This window comes from Devosia sp. Soil_C_22 (assembly GCF_057657195.1).
In genome coordinates this window covers 1574246-1598106 of sequence record NZ_JBDGIY010000001.1, presented here as the reverse complement: position 1 = coordinate 1598106, position 23861 = coordinate 1574246, and the positions used below count along the sequence as shown (strand labels likewise).

General features: G+C 66.0%; 23 protein-coding genes. 8 read left to right on the top strand and 15 right to left on the bottom strand.

All coding sequences use genetic code 11. The features are described 5' to 3' along the window. Positions 1-4 precede the first annotated feature (4 nt). The 3 genes from AC3A6I_RS07645 to AC3A6I_RS07635 all read right to left on the bottom strand — a co-directional run bounded on the left by AC3A6I_RS07645 (position 5) and on the right by AC3A6I_RS07635 (position 4116). Positions 5-988, bottom strand: a complete 984-nt coding sequence (locus tag AC3A6I_RS07645; protein WP_487543088.1) for an ABC transporter permease — start codon at positions 986-988, stop codon at positions 5-7. A gap of 34 nt (positions 989-1022) precedes the next feature. Beyond that, entirely contained in the window at positions 1023-2123 is a 1101-nt protein-coding gene (locus AC3A6I_RS07640) for a mandelate racemase/muconate lactonizing enzyme family protein (protein WP_487543087.1), read from the bottom strand. A 94-nt stretch (positions 2124-2217) separates the two neighbouring features. After that, positions 2218-4116 (bottom strand): ABC transporter substrate-binding protein, encoded by a 1899-nt coding sequence (locus tag AC3A6I_RS07635; protein WP_487543086.1) that lies wholly within the window; start codon positions 4114-4116, stop codon positions 2218-2220. A 155-nt stretch (positions 4117-4271) separates the two neighbouring features. Here AC3A6I_RS07635 and AC3A6I_RS07630 point away from each other — a divergent pair, with 155 nt between their 5' ends. The 4 genes from AC3A6I_RS07630 (at position 4272) to AC3A6I_RS07615 (ending at position 7630) form a co-directional block, all read left to right on the top strand. Then, positions 4272-5207, top strand: coding sequence for a LysR family transcriptional regulator (locus AC3A6I_RS07630; RefSeq protein ID WP_487543085.1), 936 nt, complete (start codon positions 4272-4274; stop codon positions 5205-5207). A 327-nt stretch (positions 5208-5534) separates the two neighbouring features. Beyond that, complete coding sequence (locus AC3A6I_RS07625; RefSeq protein WP_487543084.1) at positions 5535-5942, top strand: low affinity iron permease family protein; 408 nt, start codon at positions 5535-5537, stop codon at positions 5940-5942. Between the two features lie 322 nt (positions 5943-6264). Continuing rightward, positions 6265-7167 carry a hypothetical protein gene (locus tag AC3A6I_RS07620; protein WP_487543083.1) on the top strand — a complete coding sequence of 301 codons (903 nt, stop codon included), beginning with the start codon at positions 6265-6267 and terminating at the stop codon, positions 7165-7167. A 154-nt stretch (positions 7168-7321) separates the two neighbouring features. Beyond that, positions 7322-7630, top strand: a complete 309-nt coding sequence (locus tag AC3A6I_RS07615; protein WP_487543082.1) for a hypothetical protein — start codon at positions 7322-7324, stop codon at positions 7628-7630. On the opposite strand, the gene AC3A6I_RS07610 is transcribed toward AC3A6I_RS07615, so the two are convergent. After that, positions 7627-7992: a hypothetical protein gene (locus AC3A6I_RS07610; RefSeq protein WP_487543081.1), complete on the bottom strand. Its 366-nt coding sequence runs from the start codon at positions 7990-7992 to the stop codon at positions 7627-7629. The two genes, AC3A6I_RS07615 and AC3A6I_RS07610, sit on opposite strands and share 4 nt — an antisense overlap. 363 nt (positions 7993-8355) lie before the next feature. Between AC3A6I_RS07610 and AC3A6I_RS07605 the strand changes: the two genes are divergently transcribed. Then, positions 8356-9081: an SDR family NAD(P)-dependent oxidoreductase gene (locus AC3A6I_RS07605; RefSeq protein WP_487543080.1), complete on the top strand. Its 726-nt coding sequence runs from the start codon at positions 8356-8358 to the stop codon at positions 9079-9081. A gap of 34 nt (positions 9082-9115) precedes the next feature. Here the strand turns inward: AC3A6I_RS07605 and AC3A6I_RS07600 are convergent, their stop codons facing one another. The 11 genes from AC3A6I_RS07600 to coaD form a co-directional block, all read right to left on the bottom strand. Beyond that, positions 9116-9562 (bottom strand): hypothetical protein, encoded by a 447-nt coding sequence (locus AC3A6I_RS07600; protein WP_487543079.1) that lies wholly within the window; start codon positions 9560-9562, stop codon positions 9116-9118. Between the two features lie 120 nt (positions 9563-9682). Further along, the gene (gene map, locus AC3A6I_RS07595; RefSeq protein WP_487543078.1) at positions 9683-10435 is read right to left on the bottom strand and encodes a type I methionyl aminopeptidase; all 753 of its coding nucleotides are present in this window, start codon (positions 10433-10435) and stop codon (positions 9683-9685) included. Next, entirely contained in the window at positions 10432-11424 is a 993-nt protein-coding gene (locus tag AC3A6I_RS07590; protein ID WP_487543077.1) for a phosphotransferase family protein, read from the bottom strand. The genes map and AC3A6I_RS07590 overlap by 4 nt, the downstream gene beginning before the upstream one ends. Positions 11425-11526: 102 nt before the next feature. Next, positions 11527-13164, bottom strand: a complete 1638-nt coding sequence (gene pgi / locus AC3A6I_RS07585; RefSeq protein ID WP_487543076.1) for a glucose-6-phosphate isomerase — start codon at positions 13162-13164, stop codon at positions 11527-11529. A gap of 29 nt (positions 13165-13193) precedes the next feature. Next, positions 13194-14327, bottom strand: a complete 1134-nt coding sequence (tgt, locus tag AC3A6I_RS07580) for a tRNA guanosine(34) transglycosylase Tgt (protein WP_487543075.1) — start codon at positions 14325-14327, stop codon at positions 13194-13196. A 114-nt stretch (positions 14328-14441) separates the two neighbouring features. Further along, on the bottom strand, positions 14442-14996 hold the full coding sequence (locus AC3A6I_RS07575; RefSeq protein ID WP_487543074.1) for a dihydrofolate reductase family protein: 555 nt from the start codon (positions 14994-14996) through the stop codon (positions 14442-14444). Positions 14997-15219: 223 nt separating this feature from the next. Further along, positions 15220-16272: a tRNA preQ1(34) S-adenosylmethionine ribosyltransferase-isomerase QueA gene (queA, locus tag AC3A6I_RS07570; protein WP_487543073.1), complete on the bottom strand. Its 1053-nt coding sequence runs from the start codon at positions 16270-16272 to the stop codon at positions 15220-15222. Beyond that, the gene (locus tag AC3A6I_RS07565; protein ID WP_487543072.1) at positions 16272-16670 is read right to left on the bottom strand and encodes a hypothetical protein; all 399 of its coding nucleotides are present in this window, start codon (positions 16668-16670) and stop codon (positions 16272-16274) included. The genes queA and AC3A6I_RS07565 overlap by 1 nt, the downstream gene beginning before the upstream one ends. Then, positions 16667-17143 carry a peptidylprolyl isomerase gene (locus AC3A6I_RS07560; protein WP_487543071.1) on the bottom strand — a complete coding sequence of 159 codons (477 nt, stop codon included), beginning with the start codon at positions 17141-17143 and terminating at the stop codon, positions 16667-16669. Before AC3A6I_RS07560 ends, AC3A6I_RS07565 begins: the two co-directional genes overlap by 4 nt. Positions 17144-17157: 14 nt before the next feature. Next, positions 17158-17724, bottom strand: a complete 567-nt coding sequence (locus AC3A6I_RS07555; protein ID WP_487543070.1) for a peptidylprolyl isomerase — start codon at positions 17722-17724, stop codon at positions 17158-17160. Continuing rightward, the gene (gene coaD, locus AC3A6I_RS07550) at positions 17717-18211 is read right to left on the bottom strand and encodes a pantetheine-phosphate adenylyltransferase (protein ID WP_487543069.1); all 495 of its coding nucleotides are present in this window, start codon (positions 18209-18211) and stop codon (positions 17717-17719) included. Before coaD ends, AC3A6I_RS07555 begins: the two co-directional genes overlap by 8 nt. A gap of 452 nt (positions 18212-18663) precedes the next feature. On the opposite strand from coaD, the gene AC3A6I_RS07545 reads away from it, so the two are divergent. From AC3A6I_RS07545 to AC3A6I_RS07535, 3 genes are all read left to right on the top strand, one after another. Then, complete coding sequence (locus tag AC3A6I_RS07545; protein ID WP_487543068.1) at positions 18664-20172, top strand: carboxypeptidase M32; 1509 nt, start codon at positions 18664-18666, stop codon at positions 20170-20172. 145 nt (positions 20173-20317) lie between these two features. Continuing rightward, positions 20318-21949: an MFS transporter gene (locus tag AC3A6I_RS07540; protein ID WP_487543067.1), complete on the top strand. Its 1632-nt coding sequence runs from the start codon at positions 20318-20320 to the stop codon at positions 21947-21949. 271 nt (positions 21950-22220) lie between these two features. Beyond that, positions 22221-23804: an ABC-F family ATP-binding cassette domain-containing protein gene (locus AC3A6I_RS07535; RefSeq protein WP_487543066.1), complete on the top strand. Its 1584-nt coding sequence runs from the start codon at positions 22221-22223 to the stop codon at positions 23802-23804. Positions 23805-23861 lie beyond the last annotated feature (57 nt).

Below are 23861 nucleotides of genomic sequence, written 5' to 3'. Positions count from 1 at the left end.
CGCCCTACTCCAGCCGGATGCGTGGATCGAGGATGGCGAGCAGGATGTCCGAGATGATCGTGCCCACCAGGGTGAGGACCGACAGCAACAGGATGAATCCTCCCGCCAGGTACATGTCCTGGCTCTGCAGCGAGCTTAGCAGCAGCGGTCCCACCGTCGGCAGGTTGAGTACCACCGAGACGATCACCGCGCCGGAAACGAGGCTGGGCAGCACCCAGCCGACGGTCGAGACGAAAGGGTTGAGCGCGATGCGGATCGGATACTTGAAGATGAGCCGCATCTCCGACAGCCCCTTGGCGCGCGCCGTGGTGACGTAGGGCTTGTTCAGCTCGTCGAGCAGGTTGGCGCGCATGATGCGGATCAGCTCGGCGGTGCGCGCCGCGCCGATCACGATCATCGGGATCCACAGGTGGCTCATGAGGTCCCAGACCTTGGCCCAGGACCACGGCGCCGTACGGAATTCGGGCGAGAACAGGCCGCCCACCGACTGCCCGAAATAGCGGAAGCCGATATACATGAGCACCAGCGCGAGCAGGAAGTTCGGGATAGCGAGCCCGATAAAGCCGATGAAGGTGACGATGTAGTCGCCGATCGAGTACTGCTTGACCGCCGAGTAGGCGCCGATCGGGAACGAGATGGCCCAGGCGAACAGCAGCGTGGCGAGCGAGAGCAGCATGGTGAAGCCGAGCTGGTCCCAGATCAGTTCCGCTACCGGGCGCTTCCACTGGAACGAGTAGCCGAAATCGCCCTCGAACAGGATGCCGCTGATCCAGCGCCAGTACTGGACGTAGAGCGGCTGATCGAGCCCGAAGCGCCGCGTGAGGAAGGCGATCTGCTCCTGGCTGACGTCGCTGCCCTGCTGCATGCTGGCGACCAGCGTAGTGAGGAAGTCGCCGGGCGGAAGCTGGATGATGACAAAGGCGGCGATGGAGATGACGAACATCATCACCACCATCGCGAGGAGCCGTTTGGCGATGAAGCGGATCATCTGCCGGCCTCCGGGCCGCTGACGCGCCGGCCCGTCATGCGAGGCGTTCCACCTTCTTGAGGAAGTCGGGATTGGGGTCGAGCGCCATGCCCGGAACGTCAGGGCAGGTCACGGTGCCGTCGGCGTTCACCGGGGCGGTGTGGAGGAAGATGTCCGGCTTGTTCTCGGGCTTGGGGTAGTATTCCAGCATGCGCGCGTTCGGGATGGCGGCGAGCAGGTTGAGGTGCGCGAGCTGCTCGCCGTGCGGGCAGATGTCGAGGCCGTTGGCATCGGCCATTGCCGCGATCTTGAGGAACTCGGTGACGCCGCCGGTATAGCGGGCATCGGGCTGCAGGATCGAGATCGCGCCGGTGGCGATCAGGTCGCGGAAGCCGTGCTTGGTGTACTCGTTCTCGCCGGTGGCGATGGTGACGCCGGTCGCCTCGAACAGCCGGCGGAAGCCGTCATAGTCGTCGGGCTGCACCGGCTCCTCGAACCAGAAGATGTCCTGGTCCTCGACGCGGCGGGCGAGCGAGATGGCGTCATAGGCGCGGTAGGCGCAGTTGGCGTCGATCATCACCTTGATGTCGGGGCCGACGGCCTTGCGGACGGCGCGGATGCGCTCGACATCCTCGGTGATCGAGACGGCGCCGACCTTCATCTTGACGGCGCGGGCGCCCATCTCGACGAAGCCGACCATTTCCTGGGCGAGTTCCTTCAGCCCCTTGCCAGGGGCGTAGTAGCCGCCAGCGGTGTAGATCGGGATATCGGTGCGATAGCCGCCGACGAGCTTGTAGAGCGGCAGGCCGGCGACCTTGCCCTTGATGTCCCACAGCGCGGTGTCGATCGAGGACAGGGCACGCGTCTCCATGCCCTTGCGGCCGTAGAGCTTGGGCGACCACAGCTCCTTCCAGATCGCTTCGGTCATCAGCGGGTCGCGGCCGATCAGCTTTTTCGCGAACTGCTCGCGGAAGGCGCGCTCGGCGGGACGCGGGCGGCCGATGCCGTAGCCGGTGATGCCGGCATTGGTCTGCACCTCGACGAAGCTGATCTCGTGGTTGGTGTAGGTGTGGAGCCCGTTGCTGATGGGAACGTCGCGCTCCCACTTGTACTCCTTGACGTCGATGGCGGTGATCTTGAGGCCGGAGGCAGTCATCGGGTGTCCTGGAAAATGGAATGATGAAACGGTGGCGGTCGGCGCCCGCATGGCGGGAGTGCGCGGCGGCGCACTCCCGTGGTTCAAGGCAGGCTTACTGCGCGCCGGCGGCGTATTGCTCGACCTGGGTCGGCCCGGGGAACAGGGGGGCGGAGCTGGCGTAGGCGACGGCGGGCACGTTCTGCAGGCGGTGGACGCCGATGCCGTTCACCGGCAGGCCGAGGCCCAGGATGTTGAACTGCTCCTTGTGGACCTTGAGAATCTGCCGGTAGAGCTCGGCCTGCTTTTCGAGGTCGGGCTCGACCTGCATCTGCTCGTAGAGCGCGATCACGCCCTTCATCCACTCGGGCGGCTCCTGCGGATCGGCGCCGCCGATCGCGTTGTGCACCCAGCCGGTCATCCACGCGCTGTCGCCGTTGAGCGGCACATAGGCGCGGGGGAACACATAGGTGTTCATCGAGGCGCCGTCGCCGTCGTCGACCAGCACGTGGTGCTCGTTGGCATTGCGCATCACGTCCTTGGCGGCCTTCTCGAGCGAGCGGAACTGCACGTTGAAGCCGATGGCGCGCCAGTCCTCCTCCATGAAGGGCAGCATGTCGACATAGGGCTGGCGGTCGGCGCGCGTGGTGATCACGAAGTTGATCGGCTGGCCGTCCGGCGACAGACGCCACCCGTTCCCATCCCGCTTGTCGTAGCCGGCCGCATCGAGCAGCTGGTTGGCCATGTCGGGATCGTACTGGGTGAACTGGGTGCCCATCTCCTCGTCGTAGAACTGCACTTCCTCGGGACGCGGGGAGATCTGGTGCGGCGTGCCCTGCCCCGCATAGATGATGTCGATGATCTCCTGGCGGTCGAGCGCGACGCTGAGCGCGATGCGGACGTCGCGGTTCGAGAACAGCTCCTTGAGCACCGGATCCCTGGCCGTCTGGTTCAGGTGGATCTGCACCGGCGAGGCGGCCGGGTTGACGATGTCGAAGAACTTGAGGCCGGCCTTGGCCTCATTGTCGAACATCACGGCGCGGTTGTTCGGCGTATTGATGTAGCGGGCGTTGTAGTCGACCTCGCCGTTCAGGACCTTGAGCAGCATGACTTCGAAGTCCTTGACGACTTCGATGGTCGAGCCGTCGAGATAGGGCAGCTGGTTCCCCTGGTCGTCGATCTTCCAGTAGTAGGGGTTGCGCTCCATGGTGATGAGCTCGGTGTCGTCGGCGCGGCGGGTGTACACCCACGGCGTGATCACCGGCTTTTCGAGGTTGTTGTAGATGCTGTGGCGCTCGACGAAGCGCTCTTCCCAGGTCGTGAAGCCCGCCGCCTTGGCTTCGGCTTCGGCGTTGGGGTTAAAGTCGGGATGGAACTGTTCCATGTAGTGGCGCGGATAGGTGGCGAGCCAGACGCCGCTATTGGTGGCCAGCTGGAACGGCAGCATCGACTTCGGACGGCCGAAGGTGAACTTCACCGTATAGTCGTCGATCGCTTCGACCTTCAGCTCGTCGGCAGCAGTGAGAAAGCCCGCCCGGACGAGCGGGTCGATATTGTCGTTGAACTGCACATGCTCTGCCCAGAACACGATATCAGCGGCCGTGAACGGTTCGCCGTCCGACCACTTCATGCCCTCGCGCAGATCGAAGATGTATTCAGTGGCATCGGCGTTGACCTCGTAGCCCTCGGCGACGTTGGGCACCACGCCGCTCATCTCGTTGTTCCAACGCATGAACGGCTCGTAGTGGTAGAAGGTCAGCAGCCAGGACTCGTCGCCGGCGCCCTGGTAGACCTGCCGCATGTTGCCGCCATAGGTGCGGACCCCATCAACGGGCGTGACGATCATCGGCTCGCTGCCGACGCGCTCGGCGACCGGCGGCAGCTCCATGGCATCGAGCATGGGCGCCTGTGCGGTGGCCGTCTGGGCCAGCGCGGCGGGCGCGATGAAAGCAGAACTCAGCAGTCCGGCCAGGACCGCAGGCAAAAAGGTATTGCGGCGCGTGAAGCGTCTCAAGGTATCCCCTCCCTAAATGCGCGGCGATCATTTTTCGATCGTCCGCACCTCCCGGGAAGATCCTCCGTCTTCCCACCTATGACTCATAGGCAGGGCCGGGACATGTCGTCTAATCATCATAAATTAGCAGCCAATGACCTGAGGTTATCGCCGCGTTGTCGCGCTACTCCAGCCGTATCAGCCTGCGTGAGATGGAGATGATCCGCTCGATCCTGACGCATGGAACGATGGCGAAGGCAGCGCAGATGATCAACGTGTCGCAGCCGGCGATCAGCCGCATGGTCAAGCAGGCCGAGGACCGGACAGGCCTGCAGCTGTTCGAACGGCGCGGTTCCAAGCTCATCCCTACACCCGACCTGACGGCGCTGAGCCGCGAATTCGAAAAGGTCTTCGCCAGCGTCGACCGCGTGCAGGCGCTGACCCTGGCGCTCGGTGCCGGCCTCGGTCGCCCCGTGCACGTTTCGGCGATGTCGGTTCTGGCCGAGACCATGCTCACTCCCGCGCTTATCGATGTGCGCCGGCGGCATCCGCAAACGCCGGTTGCCGTCAGGCTCAATCATCGCCCCGGCGTCGAGCAGGAGGTGGTCCGGGAAGAGTCGGACCTCGGCCTCGTGCACGGCATCGCGCAGCACGACGCGCTGACCGCGATCAGCCTGTGCAGCGCCCGCGTGGTGTGCCTGATGCACCGGGACCACCCTCTGGCGTCGCGACATGAACTGGGGCCGCTCGACCTCGCCGAGGAGCCGCTGATCTCGATGGGCCGGCTCTCGCCGCTGAGCCAGCAGGTCATCGACGCCTTCGACGCCGCCGGCGTGGCCCGCCGGATCAGTATCCAGATCGCGGATTCCGGCCTTGCCGCGCATTTCTGCGCCAACGGCCTCGGCCTCGCCCTACTCGATCCGTTCTTCCTCAGCGCCGGCCTGCCGCCTGACCTGGTGATGCGGCCCTTCGTGCCCAACATCCAGATCGAGTGCTTCGCCATCCACTCCAACCATCGGGTGTTGCCCGAGCTGGAAGCCGACCTCCTCGACAGCCTCCGTGCAGCGGGCGCGAAGTGGGAACGGAATTTCCGCGAGCAGCTGGCAAACTGAGGCAAGGTCCGCCCACCGTGCCAGTCCCGCGAAGGCGGAACGCTGTCGGGGCACCGCACATGCGGCCACTGGGTCCTCGCCTTCGCGGGGATGACGCCGGAGTTGTGGACGCTTCGAACGTGAAACGCTCCATTCGCCCGCCAGGTCATCCCGCGAGGGGAGCTTGGTTTGACTGCGCGCACCGAAAACAGAGGTTCCCGCTTTCGCGGGAATGACTCCGAGCGGAATGGCCTCTCTCCGGCAAAGCGCGGCGGTACCGTCAATGCGTCCGCTGGAACCCGCCTCACTGCGCCGATGTTTATCTCCGGCCAAATTGAAGGTGCAACGATGGCCAGCGGTTTGTTCGACAAGTTTGCCAACCTGGTGGCACGGGGCTCCGGGCAGCCGGCCACCTTCGTCATCGCCGTCGCGCTGATCGCCGCGTGGGCGGTCACCGGGCCAATCTTCGGGTTCTCGGAAACCTGGCAGCTGGTGGTGAACACGGCGACGACGATCATCACCTTCCTGATGGTGTTCGTGCTGCAGCACACGCAGAACCGCGACGGCGAGGCGGTGCAGGCCAAGCTCGACGACCTGATCCTTGCGCTCAAGCGGGCCGACAACCGGCTCATCGGCGCCGAGGAACTGTCGGGCAAGGAGTTGCACAAGCTGCGCCAGATGATTTCCGATCGCGTGGCGCGCGACCAGGGTGTGCTCGAAGAAATCGACCGCAAGGTCGGCCGCGAGCGGACCTAAGGCGTTCCAGTTCGAAGCGGCCCGAAAACTCCGGCGGCATCCCGTGCAGGCGGGATCCGGTGGCCGCACGCTCGATGACCGACTGGGTTCCCGTCCGCGCAGGAATGACATTGCGGGTGGGGGCCGCCCCGATCCAATCGTCAAGTGCGCTGGATTATTTACCGTCAGCGCGCAACCAAACCGGGATTATTGCACTTCTCCGTGACCAGACTATAGCGTCAACGGAGAACAAGAAAAATGAACGGTGTCATCTACCTGGTCGGCCTCGTGGTCGTGATCATGGCCATCCTGTCCTTCTTCGGCCTGCGTTGAGGGCCGTCCCATGAGCTTCGCTAACGAAACCGACGTCGTCGTCGCGCCTGTTCCCGTGGCCGACGAAAAGGGCTCCTACGTCGATTGGCCGGCGATCATCGCCGGCATCGTCATCGCCTCGGCCATCTCGCTGGTGCTGCTGAGCTTCGGCTCCGCCATCGGGCTCAGCTTCGTCGACTTCCGCGCCGCCGACGACGTACTGCCGGTCTGGATTGCGATCGCGGCCGGCACCTGGCTGCTGTGGGTGCAGGTATCGAGCTTCATGGCCGGCGCCTATGTCACCGGCCGGCTGCGCAAGCGGCACGGCGATGCCAATGAGGACGAGAGCGATATGCGCGACGGCGCCCATGGCCTGCTCGTGTGGGGTGGCGCGCTGGTCGTCGGCGCCATCATTGCGGTGGGCGGCATCTCGGCCGCGGCCAGTGCCGTAGGCTCGGCGGCAGCGACCGTCACCAACGCGGCGGCTACCGTGGCGGACGACGCCGGTGCGGCCCTCGATCCGAACGCCTACTTCGTCGACACGCTGTTCCGGCCGGCCCCAGGCGCCCCGGCGCCGACCGCCGACACCACGGCCATCCGCGCCGAAGCGGCCCGGATCGTGGCGCAGGGTGCCATCGACGGCACGGTGAACGAGGCGGATCGCGCCTATCTCGCCCAGATCGTCGCCGCCAATACGGGCATTCCGCCCGAGGAAGCGACTACGCGGGTCGAGCAGACCATGACCGCCATCGACAATGCCCGCAAGGCCGCGGCCGATGCCGCAGAAAAGACGCGCAAGACCGGCGTGATTGCCGCGTTCCTCACGGCGGCAGCATTGCTGGTGAGCGCGGTGGGGGCGTTCTGGGCGGCGCAGGTGGGCGGCAACCACCGCGACAACAACACCTACTTCCGCACCTTCTTCCGCCGGACCTAGAGGAGATAAACTATGTTGAGAGGCCTCGGCCTGTGGCTCCTGGGTGTGCCGATCTGGCTCATCATCATCATCGTGCTGTTCATCCGCTGAGGATGAGCGCAGCATGGAGGCGGGCGAAGGCCCGCCTCTTTCATTTCCTGGGAGAGTTTCTTCGATGAATACCGCCAACCTGCAGCTCGAGGGGCTGTATCTCGCCATTGCGGCGATGCACGAGACGCTGATCAACAAGGGGCTCGTCACCCGGCAGGAGGTCGACGACGCGATGCGCGAGGCCGAGCAGACCGCGATCAACGACGACCGCAGCATCGAGAACCTGCGGCCGGCCGAGCGCGACGCCCTCGCCTTTCCGGCCCGCCTGCTGCGCATGGCCAACGCCACCGCGTCGGACAACGGCATGCAGTCGTTCAGCGCCCTCGCCCGGCGCGTGGGGACGGCAAAGGAGCCCTACAACGACCAGCGCTAGCTGCGGCCTGCCGCCATACGCTGCGCTACGGTGAGGGGCGCGAACAGCCGGGCGATACGCGCGGCGCTGACATCCTCGTCGAGCCGGCCGAAGGCGGCGATCAGACCGCGATCGGGACCCGCCTCCATGGCGAGTTCGCGGCGCGGCACGCGGGTTTCGGCCTGGTGCCAGGTCCGCACCTGATCGAGGGTGAAGGCGGCGCGGATGATCAGATCATCGTCGGGACCACCTTCGATCAGGCGAACGAGGAGGTGGGTGCAGCGCGCGGCATTGCGGGTGATGAACAGCGCCTTTTCGCGCTCGATGGCGGCAGTGGTGGAATCTGCGAGGGCCGACCGGGCCTCGGTGGTCTCAATGGACATCGGATTGTCCCCGAAGTTGCGGCTTAGGGTCGGGCGGACGCTAGAGGGCCAGTGTGTCCCGCGAAGGACAGCAATGCGGCCGAAAGGCGATGCAGAACCCCGCCCGGCCGGCGCAACCGGGAGGCACCGGCGACGTTGGTTCATCAGCGATGGCCGGCGTGCCAACCGGACATGATGGAGAAGAGGAACGGGACGATTTTTCCGGTTTCCCGTCCCGGCCAACGAAACGGCAGACGAGCCTCTCACCCGTCCGCGGCTATCGCTACCTCGCCGGTGTTCGATTTTTTACCAGCAAATGCTAGACCTTAGCCCCAGAACAGGAGCTCGGGGACGATCTCGGACATACCAAGCGCAAAGCTGCGCGTGCTCATCCTGGGCGCGACATCCGGCATTGCCGCGGCCACGGCGCGCATCTACGCGGCCGAGGGCGCGAGCCTGGTGCTGGTCGGACGCGACCAAGCGCGGCTCGCCGCCATGAGCGCCGAACTCCTGGCTGCCGGCGCGTCGCATTGCCGCGCCGAGCGCCTCGATCTCGCGGCCCGCCCGTCAGCCGAGGCATTGGCGAGGCTGGTCGAGCCGGCCGGTGGCGTCGACCATATCCTCATCGCCTATGCCGTCATGCCGGGCCAGGCCGAGGCGGCGGCCGATCTCTCGCTGGCACACCGCATGATCGAGACCAACTATGTCTCGACCGCGCTGTGGGCGCTGGCGGCGGCCAACCTGCTGGAGCGGCAGGGGCATGGGGCGCTGGTGGTGCTGGGGTCGGTTGCGGGCGACCGCGGGCGGCGCAAGAATTTCATCTACGCCTCGACCAAAGCCGGCGTCGAGACGCTGGTCGAAGGCATCGCGCATCGCTTTGCCGGCACGCCGCTGCGGGCCGTGGTGGTGAAGCCGGGGCCGACGGCGACGGCGATGACCGCCGACAGCCCGCCCGGCCGCCATCTCGTTCCGGCGGACAGCGTGGCGCGGGTGGTCCGGTCGGCGGCGGAGCGCGGCGGACCGGTGCAATACGCGCCGCGCTACTGGTGGTGGATCATGCTGGTGGTGCGGGCGCTGCCCTGGTGGCTGTTCCGCCGCATCGACATCTGATCGGGGCAGGTCGCCCTGCCCCGATCACTGCAGGTCAGTTCTTCTTGTTCCACGGACCCCAGTCGTCGTCATCGTAGTCGTCGTCTTCCCACACGGGGTAGAGCCGCTTGATGCGGTCGACGACGCCGCTGCAGCGGTGGATGCGCATCGAGTAAACCCAGTCGTCCCACACCGCTTCGACGCGGACGCGGTTCTTGTTCAGGTGATCGACGATCTGGACGTCGTCGAAGCCGTAGTGGCGCAGTCCGCGGCGGATCTGCTTGTCGGTGAGGCACCAGTTGAAGAAGTCGTTGGGGCCAAAGTCCTTCTTCTTGAACTGCTTGAGGGTATTCGCGTCGCCCTGCGGCTGCACGTCGAGCGAGAAACCCTGCAGCGGGGGAGCGGCCTGCGCCGGGGCGGCCGCGCCCAGCGCGGTGCCGGCGAGAACGAGCGCGAGCACCGCCGCGCGGCTGGTCTGCCTGAAGAGATCGAGGGAGGTCATTTCGAGGGGGCCTTCTTGGTTCAGTTGGCTGCCGGGTGCAGCGTTGAAGCCAATCTAGGGCCCTGTATTTGAATGCGATTGGAACCGGCCGCTCAGAAACCGTTCAGCGCGGCGCCATGCTCACGCCGCAGTCACCACAATGGCGCCACGGCGCGTCGCGACCACGGTGTGCTCGTACTGCACGCAGGGCGCCGGCGGATTGGCGACCAGCGTCCAGTCGTCGTCGCGGCTCTTCTGCTCGGCCAGTTGGCCGCCCAGCGACAGGAAGGGCTCGACGGTGAACACCAGCCCATCGGCAATGGTGCGGCGTTCCGAGCGATCCGGCCAGGTCGGGATTTCGCCCGGCTCGTCGTGCAGGCTGTCTCCGACGCCGTGGCTCGCGAGATTCTCGATCAGCGTGTAGCGGTTCTTCCTGGCGAAGCGCCCGATGGCGTTGCCGATGTCGCCCAACGGCGCACCGGAGCGCACCGCGCGGATGCCTTCCCACATGGCGCGCTTGCCATCGCGGCAGAGCGCCACCAGCCGCGGATCGGCCTCGGGCACGACGAAGGACGCACCGGTATCGGCAAACACGCCGTCGAGTTCGGCCGACACATCGATATTGACGAGATCGCCGGCCCGGATCACCCGGGCGCCCGGAATGCCGTGCGCGATCTCTTCGTTGACCGAGATGCAGGTTGCACCGGGAAAGTCGTAGGTGATCTCGGGCGCCGAGCGGGCGCCATGATCGTCGAGGATTTTCCGGCCGATGTCGTCGAGCTCGAGCGTGGTGATCCCGGGCCGTAGTGCCGCAGCCATGGCGTCGCGCGCCACGGCGCAGATGCGGCCGATGGCCTTGAGCTTTTCGAGATCGGCGTCGGAGGTGATGGTCAAGTCGCGTAAGTCCCGGCTTCCGCCATGTGTGTGAGGTCGTCGATCAGCGGGTTGTGCTCGCCCTCGCGGATGAAGCCGGAATGCCGCAGCCACATCCACATGGTGACGCGGTGGACCAATGTGTAGATCCAGAGCGCCGCGTCGGGATCCGAATGATCGATCGGGCCGTAGCCTTCGCGGATGTACGCGGTCGAGCCCGGCGCGTCGTGCTCGCAGCAGAACAGCGCCTTGGCGAGGTCGCATACGGCGTCCGAGGCCTGGGCATTGCCATAGTCGAGCAGCCCGGTCAGTTGCAACCGCCGCGCTGCATCACGCTCGCCCAGCACGTTGTGGGGTTGGAAATCGTCGTGGGCGAAGACGGCGCCGCGGCTTTCGGCAATGACATCGGCATGGGCTGCAAAGATCGCTTCCAGCCGTTGCGCCAGCGCTTCGCCGCCGCCGAAGTGGCGGAACCGGCCGATGCTGTAGGCAAAACGGCGGTTGACGTATTCGCTGTTGGTCGACGACGGGTCGACCACGCCCTCTTCGCCGATGGCGCCATAGCCGCCCGGCACCGGCACGGAGTGCAGCTTACGCAGCATCGAGCCCATTTGCCGGTAGAGGTCGCCAACGTCCGGCTCGTCCTTGAACTGCATCACCTGCAGGCCCGGCAGATAATTGGCAATGGTGAAACGGAACGGCAGGCGCGTCCGGCTCTCGTCGGAAGCGAGGAACCGCGTCATGGGAACATCGAGGTCTCGCAGCAGCTGCGAGGCATAGATTTCCTTGCCGGTCGCGTAGGGAAACGCGTCCTTGAACGCCTTGAGCACCAGCGGCGCGCCGTCGGCCCGGTCGATGCGGAACGAGCGGGCCCCGCCGCCGACAAGCTCAGTCACCGCCGTCGGCACTCCGAGACCAAGCTCGCCGAACAGTGCAGCGAGCGTCGCGATGTCCACGTCGACCGGCGGCGCCTTGTAGCTCCGCTCCGCCACCGCCTCGGTTAGCGCCATTCCCCCACCCTAGCTTCGCTGGCAGATATTTTGGGCAAGCTACGCGACCCTCCCTGCAAGGGAAAGGACGAAAGCGGGTGGGCGTACAGGCGAGTTACGGCGTCAGCCCTTCATCTTCAGATAGGCGTCGACCAGGCCCCTGGTCGAGCTGTCGTGGCCGTCGGCCCTGGCCTTGCCTTCGACCTTGGGCAGCAGCGCCTTAGCCAGTTGCTTGCCGAGCTCGACGCCCCACTGGTCGTAGGAGTTCACGCCCCAGATGGTGCCCTGCACGAACACCTTGTGCTCGTAGAGCGCGACGAGGCTGCCCAGCCGCTCCGGCGTCAGCTTTGGGTACATCAGCACGTTGGACGGCCGGTTGCCCGGGAACATCTTGTGCGGGGTCAGTTCCTTGATCTTGGCCTTGGGCATGCCCTGGGCCGTCAGTTCGGCGACGACTTCGTCCTTGGTCTTGCCCAGCATCAGCGCCTCGGCCTGCGCCAGGACGTTGGCGACCAGCTTGTCGTGGTGCGGCGGCAGGTGCTCATGCGGCTGGGCGGCGACGAGGAAATCGGCCGGGATAACGTCGGTGCCCTGGTGGATCAGCTGGTAGAAGGCGTGCTGGCCATTGGTGCCCGGTTCGCCCCAGACGATCGGGCCGGTGGAATAGTCGACCGGCTTGCCCTTCAAATCCACCGACTTGCCGTTCGACTCCATGTCCTGCTGCTGCAGGTACGCGGCGAAGCGGGAAAGCCGCTGATCGTAAGGCAGCACGGCGTGGGTCGAGAAACCCCAGGCATTGCGGTACCAGACGCCGAGCAGGCCCATGATGACCGGCAGGTTCTTTTCGAGCTTGGTCTTCAAAAAATGCTGGTCCATCTCGTAGGCGCCACGCAGGAACGCCTCGAAGTTCTCGTAACCCACGGCAATCGCCACCGGCAGGCCGATAGCCGACCACACCGAGTAGCGCCCGCCAACCCAGTCCCAGAACCCGAAGATGCGGTCGGACTTGATGCCGAACGCCGCGCAGGCCTCCAGATTGGTCGAGAGCGCCGCGAAGTGATCCGACACCGCCGCGTCGCCGAGTGCCTCGGCGATCCACTTCCGCGCCGAGCCGGCATTGGTCATGGTCTCGTCGGTGGTGAAGGTCTTCGACGCCACGATGAACAGCGTGCGCTTGGGATCGAGCCCCTGCAGCGTGTCGTGGATATGGGCGCCGTCGACGTTCGACACGTAGTGCGCGCGAAGGTCAGGCCGAGTGTAGGGCGCCAGCGCCAGCGTCACCATGGCCGGACCGAGATCGGAGCCGCCAATGCCGATATTGACGACGTCGGTAAAGGTCTCGCCGGTCGCGCCCTTGATCGAGCCGTCGCGGATCTGGTCCGAGAACACCTTCATCGCGGCCAGCACGGCGCGCACGTCGGGCATCACGTCCTTGCCGTCGACCACGACCTTCTTGTCGCCGAAGTAGCGCAGCGCCATGTGCTCGACGGCGCGGTCTTCGGTGGTGTTGATGTGCTCGCCCTTCCACATCGCGGCACGGCGCTCTTCGAGGCCGGCCTCGCGGGCGATGGCGAACAGGGTATCCAGCGCCTTGTCGTCGATGCGGTTCTTGGAATAGTCGAGCAGCAGGTCGCCGGCCTTGGCCGAGTAGGTCTTGAAGCGGTTGGCATCGGCCGCGAACAGCGCGCGCATCGTCGTGTCGGCGAGGCGCTTGCGGTGCTTCATCAGCGGATTGAGGAGGGACTTGCGGCTCGACGCCATGACGCTTGCTCTCTCTTGGTTCGGACGCGCTAGACCAGCGCGGGGATATCGCCCGCCGCCCATGTCGCATGGGTTTGTGCCGCATAATCGGCGAAGGTTCCAGCCTCGATCGCGGCGCGCGCGCCGATGCAGAGCTGGGCGTAGTAGTGCAGGTTGATCTGGCTCAGGATCATGGCGCCGAGGATTTCTTCGGTTCTCACCAGGTGGTGCAGGTAGGCCCGGCTGAAGCGCCGGCAGTTCGGATTGGGCGAGTCCTCGTCCAGCGGCCGCCCATCGTCCTTATGGCGCGCATTCTTCAGGTTGATGACGCCGAAGCGCGTATAGGCGTGCCCGTGCCGCCCGGCCCGCGTCGGATGCACGCAGTCGAACATGTCGACGCCGCGCTCGATGCCGCCGAGAATGTCGTCGGGCTTGCCCACGCCCATCAGGTAGCGCGGCTTGTCCGTCGGCAATTCGGGCGTGATCTCGCCGAGGACGCGGAACATCGTCTCCTGCGGCTCGCCCACGGCCAGCCCGCCGATCGAATAGCCGGAAAAGCCGATCGACTTCAGTCCGGCCGCCGAGCGGGCCCTGAGCTCGGCATTGTCGCCGCCCTGCACGATGCCATGCAGCGCCCGGTGCGGCTGGTGACCGAAGGCATCCTTGCTGCGCTGAGCCCAACGGAGCGACAGCTCCATGGCCCGCTCCATCTCCTTGTATTCGGAGGGCAACGGGATGCACTCGTCGAGCTGCATGATGATGTCGCTGTCGAGCAGCGTCTGGATCTCGATCGAGCGCTCGGGCGTCAGCTCATAGGCAGCGCCGTCGATATGGCTGCGGAAGGTGACGCCTTTCTCGTTCAGCTTCCTGAGCTTGGCCAGCGACATCACCTGGAAGCCGCCGGAGTCAGTGAGGATCGGCCGCTGCCAGTCCATGAAGTCGTGCAGCCCGCCCAACGCCGCGACGCGCTCGGCGCCCGGCCGCAGCATCAGGTGGTAGGTGTTGCCGAGCAGGATATCCGCGCCGGTGTCGCGCACCTGCTCGGGATACATCGCCTTGACGGTGCCCACGGTCCCCACCGGCATGAAGGCGGGTGTCTGCACGTCCCCGCGCCACGTGTCGATGCGGCCACGACGCGCCATGCCGTCGGTGGCGAGGAGGGTGAATGCGTAATCGGATTTCATGGGCCGGGTCTTATCCGGCCCATGACGTCCTGTCATCCCTGCCGGTTCAAGCGACGCCCTCTCCAGCTTCGCCCACCCACCGGGTCGAGATGACGCCGGTGCAAATGCCGCCGATCAGGCTGCCTTGATCCCGTACATCAGCAGCAGGCCGCCATTCTCGAGGGCCTTGGACGATTTCAGCTCGAGCCCGGTCTGCGCGTCGGAAGTCTTGAAAAGCGGGGTGCCCTTGCCGAGCAGCACCGGCGCAATGCACAGCCGATACTCGTCGACGAGGCCGTAGGCGAGCAGGCTCGCCAGCAGCTCGGCGCTGCCGAACACGTAGATCGGCCCGCCCGTCTCTGCCTTCAGCCCGCGCACCAGCTCCACCGCATCGCCCTTGAGCAGCCAGGTGTTGTTCCAGTCGGCGCTCGTGAGCGTGTTCGAGATCACGGCCTTGAGTACGGCGTTCATCGCCGCCGCCTCGCTTTCGGGCGCGCTCGGCCAGTACTGGGCCATGCCCTCGTAGGTCTTGCGGCCGAACAGGATCAGCCCGGCTTCGGCGAGCTGCTCGTCGCTCAGTTCCTGCAGGTCCTTGCCGAACACGAGGCTATGGAAGTCGATCGACCACGGCTCCGGCCCCTCGAAATAGCCGTCCAGCGTCATCACGTTCCAGGCGATCAACTTGCGCATCTGCGCTCTCCATCACTTATGTGTTGGCTTAAGTATCGTGGCGCGCGAATGATTGTCAAGTGTGCGCTTAACTATCAGCGGGTCCCTGCTCCCTCCTACCTACCGGCTGTCATCCCTGCGAAAGCAGGGATCCAACCCTCCACCGGCGCGGGCTGCGAAATGGATCCCTGCTTTCGCAGGGATGACACCGAGTTTTGCCGATGCGCCCTGCGCTACCGATCACTCAGGCCCGGAACAGCAGCGACGAGTCGCCGTAGGAGTAGAACCGGTACCCGTCGGCGATGGCGTGCGCATAAGCGGCCCGCATCGTGTCCAGCCCGGCAAAAGCGCTGACCAGCATGAACAGGGTCGAGCGCGGCAGGTGGAAATTGGTCATCAGCACGTCCACCGCGTTGAAGCGGTAGCCGGGGGTGATGAAGATGTCGGTATCGCCAACGAACGGCTGCAGCGTCCCCGTCGCCCGCGCCGCCGTCTCCAGCAGCCGCAAGCTCGTCGTGCCCACCGCGATCACCCGGCCGCCCTTGGCCTTGGCGGCAAGGATGCGCTCGACCACGGCGGCGGGGATGTCGCCCCATTCGGCGTGCATGACGTGGTCGTCGGTGTCGTCGACCTTCACCGGCAGGAAGGTCCCTGCCCCGACATGCAGCGTCAAGCGCTCGACGGTTACCCCGATGTCCGCGAGCTTTTGCAGCAAACCCTCGGTGAAATGCAGCCCCGCCGTGGGTGCGGCAACGGCGCCGTCGCGGGCGGCGTAGACCGTCTGGTAGTCGGTCTTGTCGCGTTCCTCGGTATGGCGCTTGGCCTCGATATAGGGGGGCAGCGGCATGGCGCCATGCGCCTTGATGGCCTCGTCGAGCTCGGCGCCCGAGAGGTCGAAGGCGAGCGTGATCTCGCCCGTATCGCCCTTCCCGGCGACGGTAGCGGTGATCGAGCCGTTATCGCCCAACTCCAGCCGGTCGAGCACGTGCAGTTTCTTCGCCGGCCGGGCAAAGGCGCGCCAGGTCGAGGCATCGACACGCTTGTGCAGGTTGAAGCTCACATTGGCCCGCAGCTCGCCGCGGATGCGCTGACCGGTCAGCTCGGCCGGCAGCACGCGGGTATCGTTGACCACCAGCACGTCCCCGGCGCGCAGCACGCGCAGCAGGTCGGTGACATGCGCGTCCTCGAGCGGCTCGCCCGGACGGACGAGCAGCATGCGGGCGGAGTCGCGCGGCTCGGCGGGGTGGAGCGCGATGCTCTCGGGCGGCAGGTCGAAATCGAAGTCGTCGACGCGCATCAGGGGCCGGAGCAGCTCACGGCCCAGGCGCCATGCCCGGCGATGCGCAGCGTGCCGCCATAAGCGAAGGCATCGCCTTCGGTCGTCTTGAACAGGCGCAGTTCCGCGATCCTGGCGTTCATCGCCTCGTCCATGGCGTCGATCAGGATCTTCTCGCCATCCTCGAAGGCCTGGCCGACCACAACCGGATCGCCGGGACCGTAGGCGGCGCTGTTGGCCCAGACCTGCTCGCCGACCGAGATGTTCATGCCGACGATCGACAGCACGTCGAGCGCGCCGGCGAGGAAATCGAATGTCGCAGCGCCGTCGGGCGCCGCGCAATTCACCCACTCTGTGGAAAGAGCGGGCGTAGCAAGGCCGCCAAGGCCGAGAGCGACGATGGCGGCCCTGAGGATCATTCTGCGATATCCGCCGCGACCTTCACCGACACCATCTGGTCGGGATCGCGCACCGGCTCGCCGCGCTTGATCTTGTCGACGTTCTCCATGCCCTCGATCACCTTGCCCCACACCGTGTACTGGCGGTCGAGGAAACGGGCGTCGTCGAAGACGATGAAGAACTGGCTGTTGGCGCTGTCCGGGTTCTGCGAGCGGGCCATCGAGGCGACACCACGGGTGTGCGGCTCGGCGTTGAATTCCTGCTTCAGGTTCGGGTACTTCGAGCCGCCCATGCCGGTGCCGGTCGGATCGCCGGTCTGCGCCATGAAGCCGTCGATCACGCGGTGGAACACCACGCCGTCATAAAAACCTTCGCGCGCCAGCTTCTTGATGTGCGCGACATGGTTGGGAGCGAGGTCGGGACGCATCTCGATCACCACCGTGCCCTTGGTGGTCTCGATGACGAGGGTGTTTTCCGGATCCTTGTAAGCCATCGGTTCGGCCTTTCTTATTTGTATTCGATCTTGGCGGAGACGATCTTGTCGGGGTTCGCCGGGGGCTCGCCGCGGGTGATCTTGTCGACCGCTTCCATGCCCGAAACGACGCGGCCGAACACGGTGTACTGGCCGTTGAGGAAGGTGCAGTCGGCAAAGCAGATGAAGAACTGCGAATTGAACGTGTTGGGGTCGTTTGTGCGAGCCGCGCCGACCGCGCCGCGATCGAACGATTCCGCGTTGAACTCGGCAACGACGTCGGGCTTGTCCGAGCCGCCGGTGCCGGTGCCCGTCGGGTCACCCGACTGGGCCATGAAGCCCTCGATCACGCGGTGCCAGACGATGCCGTCGTAAAAGCCCGCATTGGTCAGCTCGACGATGCGCTCGACATGCTTGGGCGCCACGTTGGGCAGCAGCTCGATGTCGACCGGGCCGTCCTTGAGCTCGATGATCCAGTGCGGCGTGGCGGACGGAGTGTCCTGAGCGCGCGCGGGACCGGCGAAGGAGAAGGCGAAGAGACCGGCGACGAGGGCGGCAAGCAGCCCCAGGATAATGCCGGCGCGTTTGATGGGATCAGCCATTGTTCTTGAGGGCCTTGAGAACGGTGGGCGGGACAAAGGCGCTGATATCGCCTCCGAGTTCGGCGATCTGACGTACGAGCGTGGCCGAGATGTGGCGGACATGCGGGCTCGACGGCAGGAACACGGTCTGCAGGTCGGGCGCCATCTGGGCGTTCATGCCGACCATCTGCATCTCGAAATTGTAGTCGGTGGTGTCGCGCAGGCCCCGGATCACGAGCTTGGCGCCGGCGGCACGGGCGGCAGTGACCATCAGGCCGGAGAAATCGACGAATTCGAACTCGGTTTCGGTGCGCTTGCCGACCGGCTCGAGCACGGCCTTGAGCAGCGCCAGTCGATCCTCATGGGAGAACATCGGCTTTTTGGAATGGTGCGTGCCGATAGCGATCACCAGCTTGTCGACCAGCTTGCAGGCACGCTCGATCACATCGAGATGGCCGTTGGTGAGCGGATCGAACGAACCGGGATAGAAGCCGACCAGTCTCGCCATATGGAGCGCCCTGCCCTGTTTTGTTGGCGCGGGTTGTGTCACGAGGCGGCGAATATGGCAAGGCGGCGGGGCGCTTGGGCGGTTTTGCCGCTGCCATTGCCTCGATCCCTCCCACCCACCGGGTCGGCGCAGTGGTGGCACGCTCAATGCCTCCCAACCCCCTCTCTGCTGCGACTAACTCGCTTACGCTCGTAAGTCTCGCGTCTCCCCCGCCAAGGGGGAGAGGGAGCGTTGCTGCGAGCGCTTATGCTGATGGAAGGCTTCTCCCCCTTGGCGGGGGAGAAAGCGAAAACTTGGGCTTAGCGCAGCCAAGTCCTTAGTTTTCGCAAGAGAGGGGGTCGGAGGCCCCAGCCCGCCAGATGTTCACTCGGCCTCAACCCTCTCCGCTCGCAGGGATGACAGCGCCCGCCGTTTGACGCTACGTGTTCCCGCAACTCGCCAAGGAGTCTCCCATGTCCGCCAATTCCGCCTTCCTCAAGCTCGACGCACTGGCCCGCCGGCTCGAGGCCATCGAGCATGCGCAATCCATGCTCGGCGTCGACGAGGCGGTGATGATGCCGGTCGGCGGCGGCGAGAAGCGCGCCGAGACCATGGGCGTGCTCGCCGGCATGTACCACGAGATGGCGACGGCGTCGGAAGTCGGCGACTGGCTCGGCGACGCCGAAGCCGAGCCGCTCGACGAGATGCAGGCGCTCGCCATCCGCGAGTTCCGCCGCGTCTACACCAACATGACCTGCCTCTCGTCCGAGTTCGTGCGCAAGCAGGTCAACGCCCGCATCCGGGCCGAGCAGCTGTGGCGCGAGCTGCGCCCGACCGGCGACTGGGGGACGTTCCTGCCGGCGTTCGAGGGCCTCGTCGCCAGCGCCCGCGAGGAAGCGCAGCTGCGCGCCGACGTGCTGGGGCTCGCGCCCTACGACGCGATGATGGAGCAATACGACCCGGGTAACCGGATGGCCGACATCACCCCGGTGTTCACCGAGCTCAAGACCTTCCTCAAGGATTTCGTGCCGGCCGCGCTGGCGAAGCAGGAGGAGAAGCTGGCCAAGCGCCCGCTGAAGCCGCTCAACGCGCCCTTCCCGATCGAAAAGCAGAAGGCGCTCGGGCTGGTGATGATGGAGGCGGTCGGCTTCGATTTCGACCACGGCCGGCTCGATATCTCGACCCACCCGTTCTGCGGCGGCGTGCCGACCGATATCCGCATGACCACGCGCTATATCGAAAGCGACTTCCTGCCCGCCCTGATGGGCATCATGCATGAGACCGGGCACGGGCTTTACGAGCAGAACCTGCCGCATGAGTGGACGCACTGGCCGGTCGGCCGGGCCCGCGGCATGGCCATGCACGAGAGCCAGAGCCTGTTCGTCGAAAAGGAAATCGCCCGCTCGCCGGAGTTCTGGGCCTGGGCCATGCCGCATGTGCGGGAAAAGCTCGGCGACGATGCGGTGGCCGGCTGGGATGTCGAGGACGTGCTGGCGCATGTGCATTTCATCAAGCGCGGCCTGATCCGCGTCGATGCCGACGAGGCCACCTACCCGCTGCATGTGATCCTGCGCTACGAGCTCGAGCAGGGCCTGATCGACGGCTCGCTCGCGCCAAAAGATGTGCCCGAAGCCTGGGACGCCAAGATGCGCGAGTATCTGGGGCTCTCGACCATCGACAACATGAAGGACGGCCCGATGCAGGACGTGCACTGGCCCTCCGGCGCCATCGGCTATTTCCCCAGCTACACCCAGGGCGCACTGATCGCGGCGCAGCTGTGGTCGGCGATCGAGCGCGACATCCCCAACGTGCGCAACGACATGGCCAATGGCCGCTTCGTCGCCATCAACGACTGGCGGCGGGAGAAAATCTGGAACGAGGCGAGCAAGGCCTCGATGCCCGAGATCATCCAGCGTGCCACGGGCGAAAAATTGTCGGCGCGGCATTTCCAGGACCACCTGACCCAGCGCTACCTGAGCTGATGCTACGATGACGAAGTCATTGCCGCCCACCCACCGTGTCATTCCCGCGAAAGCGGGAATCCCTGTTTACGGAACGAAACGGAGATCCCCGCTTTCGCGGGGATGACCCGGTGAATATCTGAACGGTCGAGGAGGACCTCATCTCATGGCCAGTGCCCGGCCATCGATACTGTTGCCGCTGCAGCAGAACGCGACGTTCCGGAACATCTGGATCGCCAACCTGGTGTCGAGCTTCGGCGGCTTGATACAGGGCGTCGGCGCGGCGTGGATGATGACGGCGCTCACGAGCTCGGTCGATCTCGTGGCGCTGGTCCAGGCCTCGACCACGCTGCCGATCATGATGTTCTCGCTGCTCGGCGGCGCCATCGCCGACAATTTCCCGCGCCGCCGGGTCATGCTGATCGCGCAGTTCTTCATGCTGACGATCTCGGCGCTGCTGGCGGTTACGGCCTATTTCGGCCTGATCACGCCTTGGCTGCTGCTGACCTTCACCTTCCTGATCGGCTGCGGCGTGGCGCTCAACAATCCGTCCTGGCAGGCCTCCGTGGGCGACATGGTGCCCCGATCGAGCGTCGGCTCGGCGGTGGCGCTCAACTCGATCGGCTTCAACCTGTCGCGCAGCCTCGGCCCGGCGGTCGGCGGCGTGATCGTCGCCTTTGCCGGGGCGGCGGCCGCCTTCGCGGTGAACGCCTTCACCTATCTCGCCATGATCACGGCACTGATCGGCTGGAAGCCACCGCCGGCGCCGACCGGACTGCCGCGCGAATCCGTCACCGGCGCCATGCTGGCCGGCGTGCGCTATATCGCGCTGTCGCCGCAGCTTGGCAGGGTGCTGGTGCGCGCCTTCCTGTTCGGCTTTTCGGCGGTCGGAGTAATGGCGCTGCTGCCGGTGGTGGCGGCCAATTTCCGCGATGGCGGCCCGCTGGTCTATGGCCTGCTGCTCGGCTGCTTCGGCATCGGCGCGGTCGGCGGCGCGCTGATCAGCTCACGCCTCGCCGAGCGCTTCTCCAGCGAAGGCATCGTCCGCATCGCCTTCATCGGCTTTGCCATCTGCGCTGCCGTTACGGCCCTCAGCCCGAGCCCATGGCTCGCCGCCCCCGCCCTCGCCATCGGCGGGGCGTGCTGGGTGCTGGCACTGACCCTGTTCAACGTGACGGTGCAGCTCTCGACGCCGCGCTGGGTGGTGGGCCGAGCGCTTTCGCTCTACCAGACCTGCACCTTTGGCGGCATGGCAGCGGGCAGCTGGATTTGGGGCCTCGCCGGTGAGGAGTTCGGCGTGTCGGCCGCCCTGCTCGGTGCGGCTGGGGTGATGCTGTTCGGCGCTGCGATCGGTCTCGTCATCTCGGTTCCGCCGCGCACGATGCAGGATCTCGACCCAGCCAACCGCTGGCAGGAGCCGCAGATCACGCTCCCCATTGAGCCGCGTTCGGGCCCGATCGTCATCTCGATCGAATACCGCATCCGCCCGCAAGACGTGCGCCAGTTCCTCAAGGTTATGGCCGACCGCCGCCGCATCCGCATCCGCGACGGCGCCCGCGAATGGACGCTGAAGCGTGACCTCGCCGAGACCGACCGCTGGATCGAGAGCTACAAGAGCCCGACCTGGACCGAATATGCCCGGCACAACCAGCGCCTTACCCACGCCGACGAAGCCATCGGCGACCAGCTGCGCGAACTGCACCAGGGCCCCGAACGCCCGGTCGTCCGCCGCATGATCGAACGCCCGCCGAACTGGTTCGCGGCGATTGCGGCGAACCGCACGATCGATCCGCCTTAAGAGTGGTGCTCTCCATGCACTTCCACCTCTCCGGAGGGAGTTCCGCTGCCTGTGGCAGTGGTGAGACCTCAGGATGGGCCCCGGCCTGCGCCGGGATGACCCGGTGGAGGGAGCGGCATCGAGCGTGAGCAACGAGTTGGCGAGGCGCCCAAAGGTTGACATCGCGGGTTCGATCCCTATGTTCCGGGCATCCGCAGCACCAACCGGCAGGTATTCATGGATTTCCGCCTGACAGATCAGTTCGTCCCGATCCGTCACCCGGAGATTTCCCATGCCCGGTTCCATCACGCTCAAAGCGGTTTCCTACACCACGCCTGACAGCGTCCCGCTCTTCTCCAATCTCGATCTTTCCTTCGGTCCCGTCCGTACCGGCCTGATCGGCCGCAACGGCGTCGGCAAGAGCACGCTCTTGCGCCTCGTCACCGGAGAAATCCCCCCGACCTCCGGCAGTGTTAGCATCGCCGGGTCGATCGGCATGTTGCGCCAGGTGGTGCAACACGAAGGGGTTTTGGTGGTGGAGGCTTTAGGGCAGACCGAAGCGGTTGCCCGGCTCGACCGGATGATGGCCGGCGAAGGCACCGTGGACGATGCCGCCGAAGCCGACTGGACGCTGCAGTCGCGGATCGAGTCCGCACTGGCCGAGGTCGGCCTGCCCGCCCTCGAGCTCGATCGCCCCATCTCCACCCTCAGCGGCGGGCAGCGTACCCGCCTGTCGCTCGCCGCGCTGCTGGTGCAGCAGCCGGACATGCTGCTGCTCGACGAGCCGACCAATAATCTCGACGCCGATGGACGCGAAGCCGTGGCGGCGCTGCTGCGCGGCTGGAAGGGCGGAGCCATCGTCGTCAGCCACGACCGCACGCTGCTCGTCGAGATGGACCAGATCGTCGAGCTCACGACGATCGGCGCCAATGTCTATGGGGGCGGCTGGGCGCTCTACCAGGAGCGCAAGGCGCTGGAGCTGGCGGCGGCCGAACAAGGGCTGGCCCACGCGGAGAAGACGCTCGACGAGATCGACCGCAAGACGCAGCAGATGCGGGAGCGCAAGGAGAAGCGCAACGCCGCCGGCGCGCGTAAGGCGGCGCGCGGCGACCTGCCGCGGATCATCCTGGGCGGCATGAAGATGGCGGCCGAGGTCAGCACCGGCGAACTCAACAAGCTGGGCGAGAAGCGGCGCGCTTCGGCCACCGCCTCGCTGCTGGAGGCGAAAGCCGAGATCGAGGTGCTGCAGCCGCTGGCGGTGAAGCTCGAACCGAGCGGCCTCGCCAACGGCACCACCGTGCTGCAGCTCGACCGGCTGACCGGTGGCCCTGTGCCGGACAAGCCAATCATCCGCGAGCTCAGCCTCACGATCACCGGCCCGGAGCGCGTGGCAATCACCGGCCCGAACGGTTCGGGCAAGACCACGCTGCTGCGGCTGATCACCGGCGATCTCGCGCCCGCCTCCGGGGCCGTGCGGATCACGCCGCGCCACGCCCTGCTCGACCAGCAGGTCGGCCTGCTCGATCCCAGCGAGACGATCCGCGAGAACTACCTGCGGCTCAACCCGGGCGACAACGAGAACGCGGCCCGCGCGGCGCTGGCGCGCTTCATGTTCCGCAACGATGCCGCGCTGAAACCGGTCGGCCAGCTCAGCGGCGGCGAGATGCTGCGCGCCGGGCTCGCCTGCACCATCGGCTGCGGACGCCCGCCGGAACTGCTGATCCTCGACGAGCCGACCAACCATCTCGACATCCACGCCATCGAGGCGGTGGAAGCGGGGCTGCGTGCCTATGAAGGCGCGCTGCTGGTCGTCAGTCACGACCGGGCCTTTCTCGAAGCCATCGGCGTTGAACGCGAAGTGGAGCTAAGTAACTAGCGAGCCCCGTTTACTTTTCGCGGGCCGCGGGCCATCGTGAACTGTCCGGCCGGAGGA

Excerpts from the sequence above, each read along its gene's own strand:
- AC3A6I_RS07640 (WP_487543087.1), bottom strand. The coding sequence starts at position 2,123 with ATGACTGCCTCCGGCCTCAAGATCACCGCCATCGACGTCAAGGAGTAC.
- coaD (WP_487543069.1), bottom strand. The coding sequence starts at position 18,211 with ATGGCGAGACTGGTCGGCTTCTATCCCGGTTCGTTCGATCCGCTCACC.
- tgt (WP_487543075.1), bottom strand. The coding sequence starts at position 14,327 with ATGAAATCCGATTACGCATTCACCCTCCTCGCCACCGACGGCATGGCG.
- AC3A6I_RS07600 (WP_487543079.1), bottom strand. The coding sequence starts at position 9,562 with ATGACCTCCCTCGATCTCTTCAGGCAGACCAGCCGCGCGGCGGTGCTC.
- AC3A6I_RS07620 (WP_487543083.1), top strand. The coding sequence starts at position 6,265 with ATGAGCTTCGCTAACGAAACCGACGTCGTCGTCGCGCCTGTTCCCGTG.
- AC3A6I_RS07565 (WP_487543072.1), bottom strand. The coding sequence starts at position 16,670 with ATGATCCTCAGGGCCGCCATCGTCGCTCTCGGCCTTGGCGGCCTTGCT.
- AC3A6I_RS07555 (WP_487543070.1), bottom strand. The coding sequence starts at position 17,724 with ATGGCTGATCCCATCAAACGCGCCGGCATTATCCTGGGGCTGCTTGCC.
- AC3A6I_RS07535 (WP_487543066.1), top strand. The coding sequence starts at position 22,221 with ATGCCCGGTTCCATCACGCTCAAAGCGGTTTCCTACACCACGCCTGAC.
- AC3A6I_RS07560 (WP_487543071.1), bottom strand. The coding sequence starts at position 17,143 with ATGGCTTACAAGGATCCGGAAAACACCCTCGTCATCGAGACCACCAAG.
- AC3A6I_RS07540 (WP_487543067.1), top strand. The coding sequence starts at position 20,318 with ATGGCCAGTGCCCGGCCATCGATACTGTTGCCGCTGCAGCAGAACGCG.
- pgi (WP_487543076.1), bottom strand. The coding sequence starts at position 13,164 with ATGGCGTCGAGCCGCAAGTCCCTCCTCAATCCGCTGATGAAGCACCGC.
- AC3A6I_RS07625 (WP_487543084.1), top strand. The coding sequence starts at position 5,535 with ATGGCCAGCGGTTTGTTCGACAAGTTTGCCAACCTGGTGGCACGGGGC.
- queA (WP_487543073.1), bottom strand. The coding sequence starts at position 16,272 with ATGCGCGTCGACGACTTCGATTTCGACCTGCCGCCCGAGAGCATCGCG.
- AC3A6I_RS07575 (WP_487543074.1), bottom strand. The coding sequence starts at position 14,996 with ATGCGCAAGTTGATCGCCTGGAACGTGATGACGCTGGACGGCTATTTC.
- AC3A6I_RS07545 (WP_487543068.1), top strand. The coding sequence starts at position 18,664 with ATGTCCGCCAATTCCGCCTTCCTCAAGCTCGACGCACTGGCCCGCCGG.
- AC3A6I_RS07590 (WP_487543077.1), bottom strand. The coding sequence starts at position 11,424 with ATGGCGCTAACCGAGGCGGTGGCGGAGCGGAGCTACAAGGCGCCGCCG.
- AC3A6I_RS07610 (WP_487543081.1), bottom strand. The coding sequence starts at position 7,992 with ATGTCCATTGAGACCACCGAGGCCCGGTCGGCCCTCGCAGATTCCACC.
- AC3A6I_RS07645 (WP_487543088.1), bottom strand. The coding sequence starts at position 988 with ATGATCCGCTTCATCGCCAAACGGCTCCTCGCGATGGTGGTGATGATG.
- AC3A6I_RS07615 (WP_487543082.1), top strand. The coding sequence starts at position 7,322 with ATGAATACCGCCAACCTGCAGCTCGAGGGGCTGTATCTCGCCATTGCG.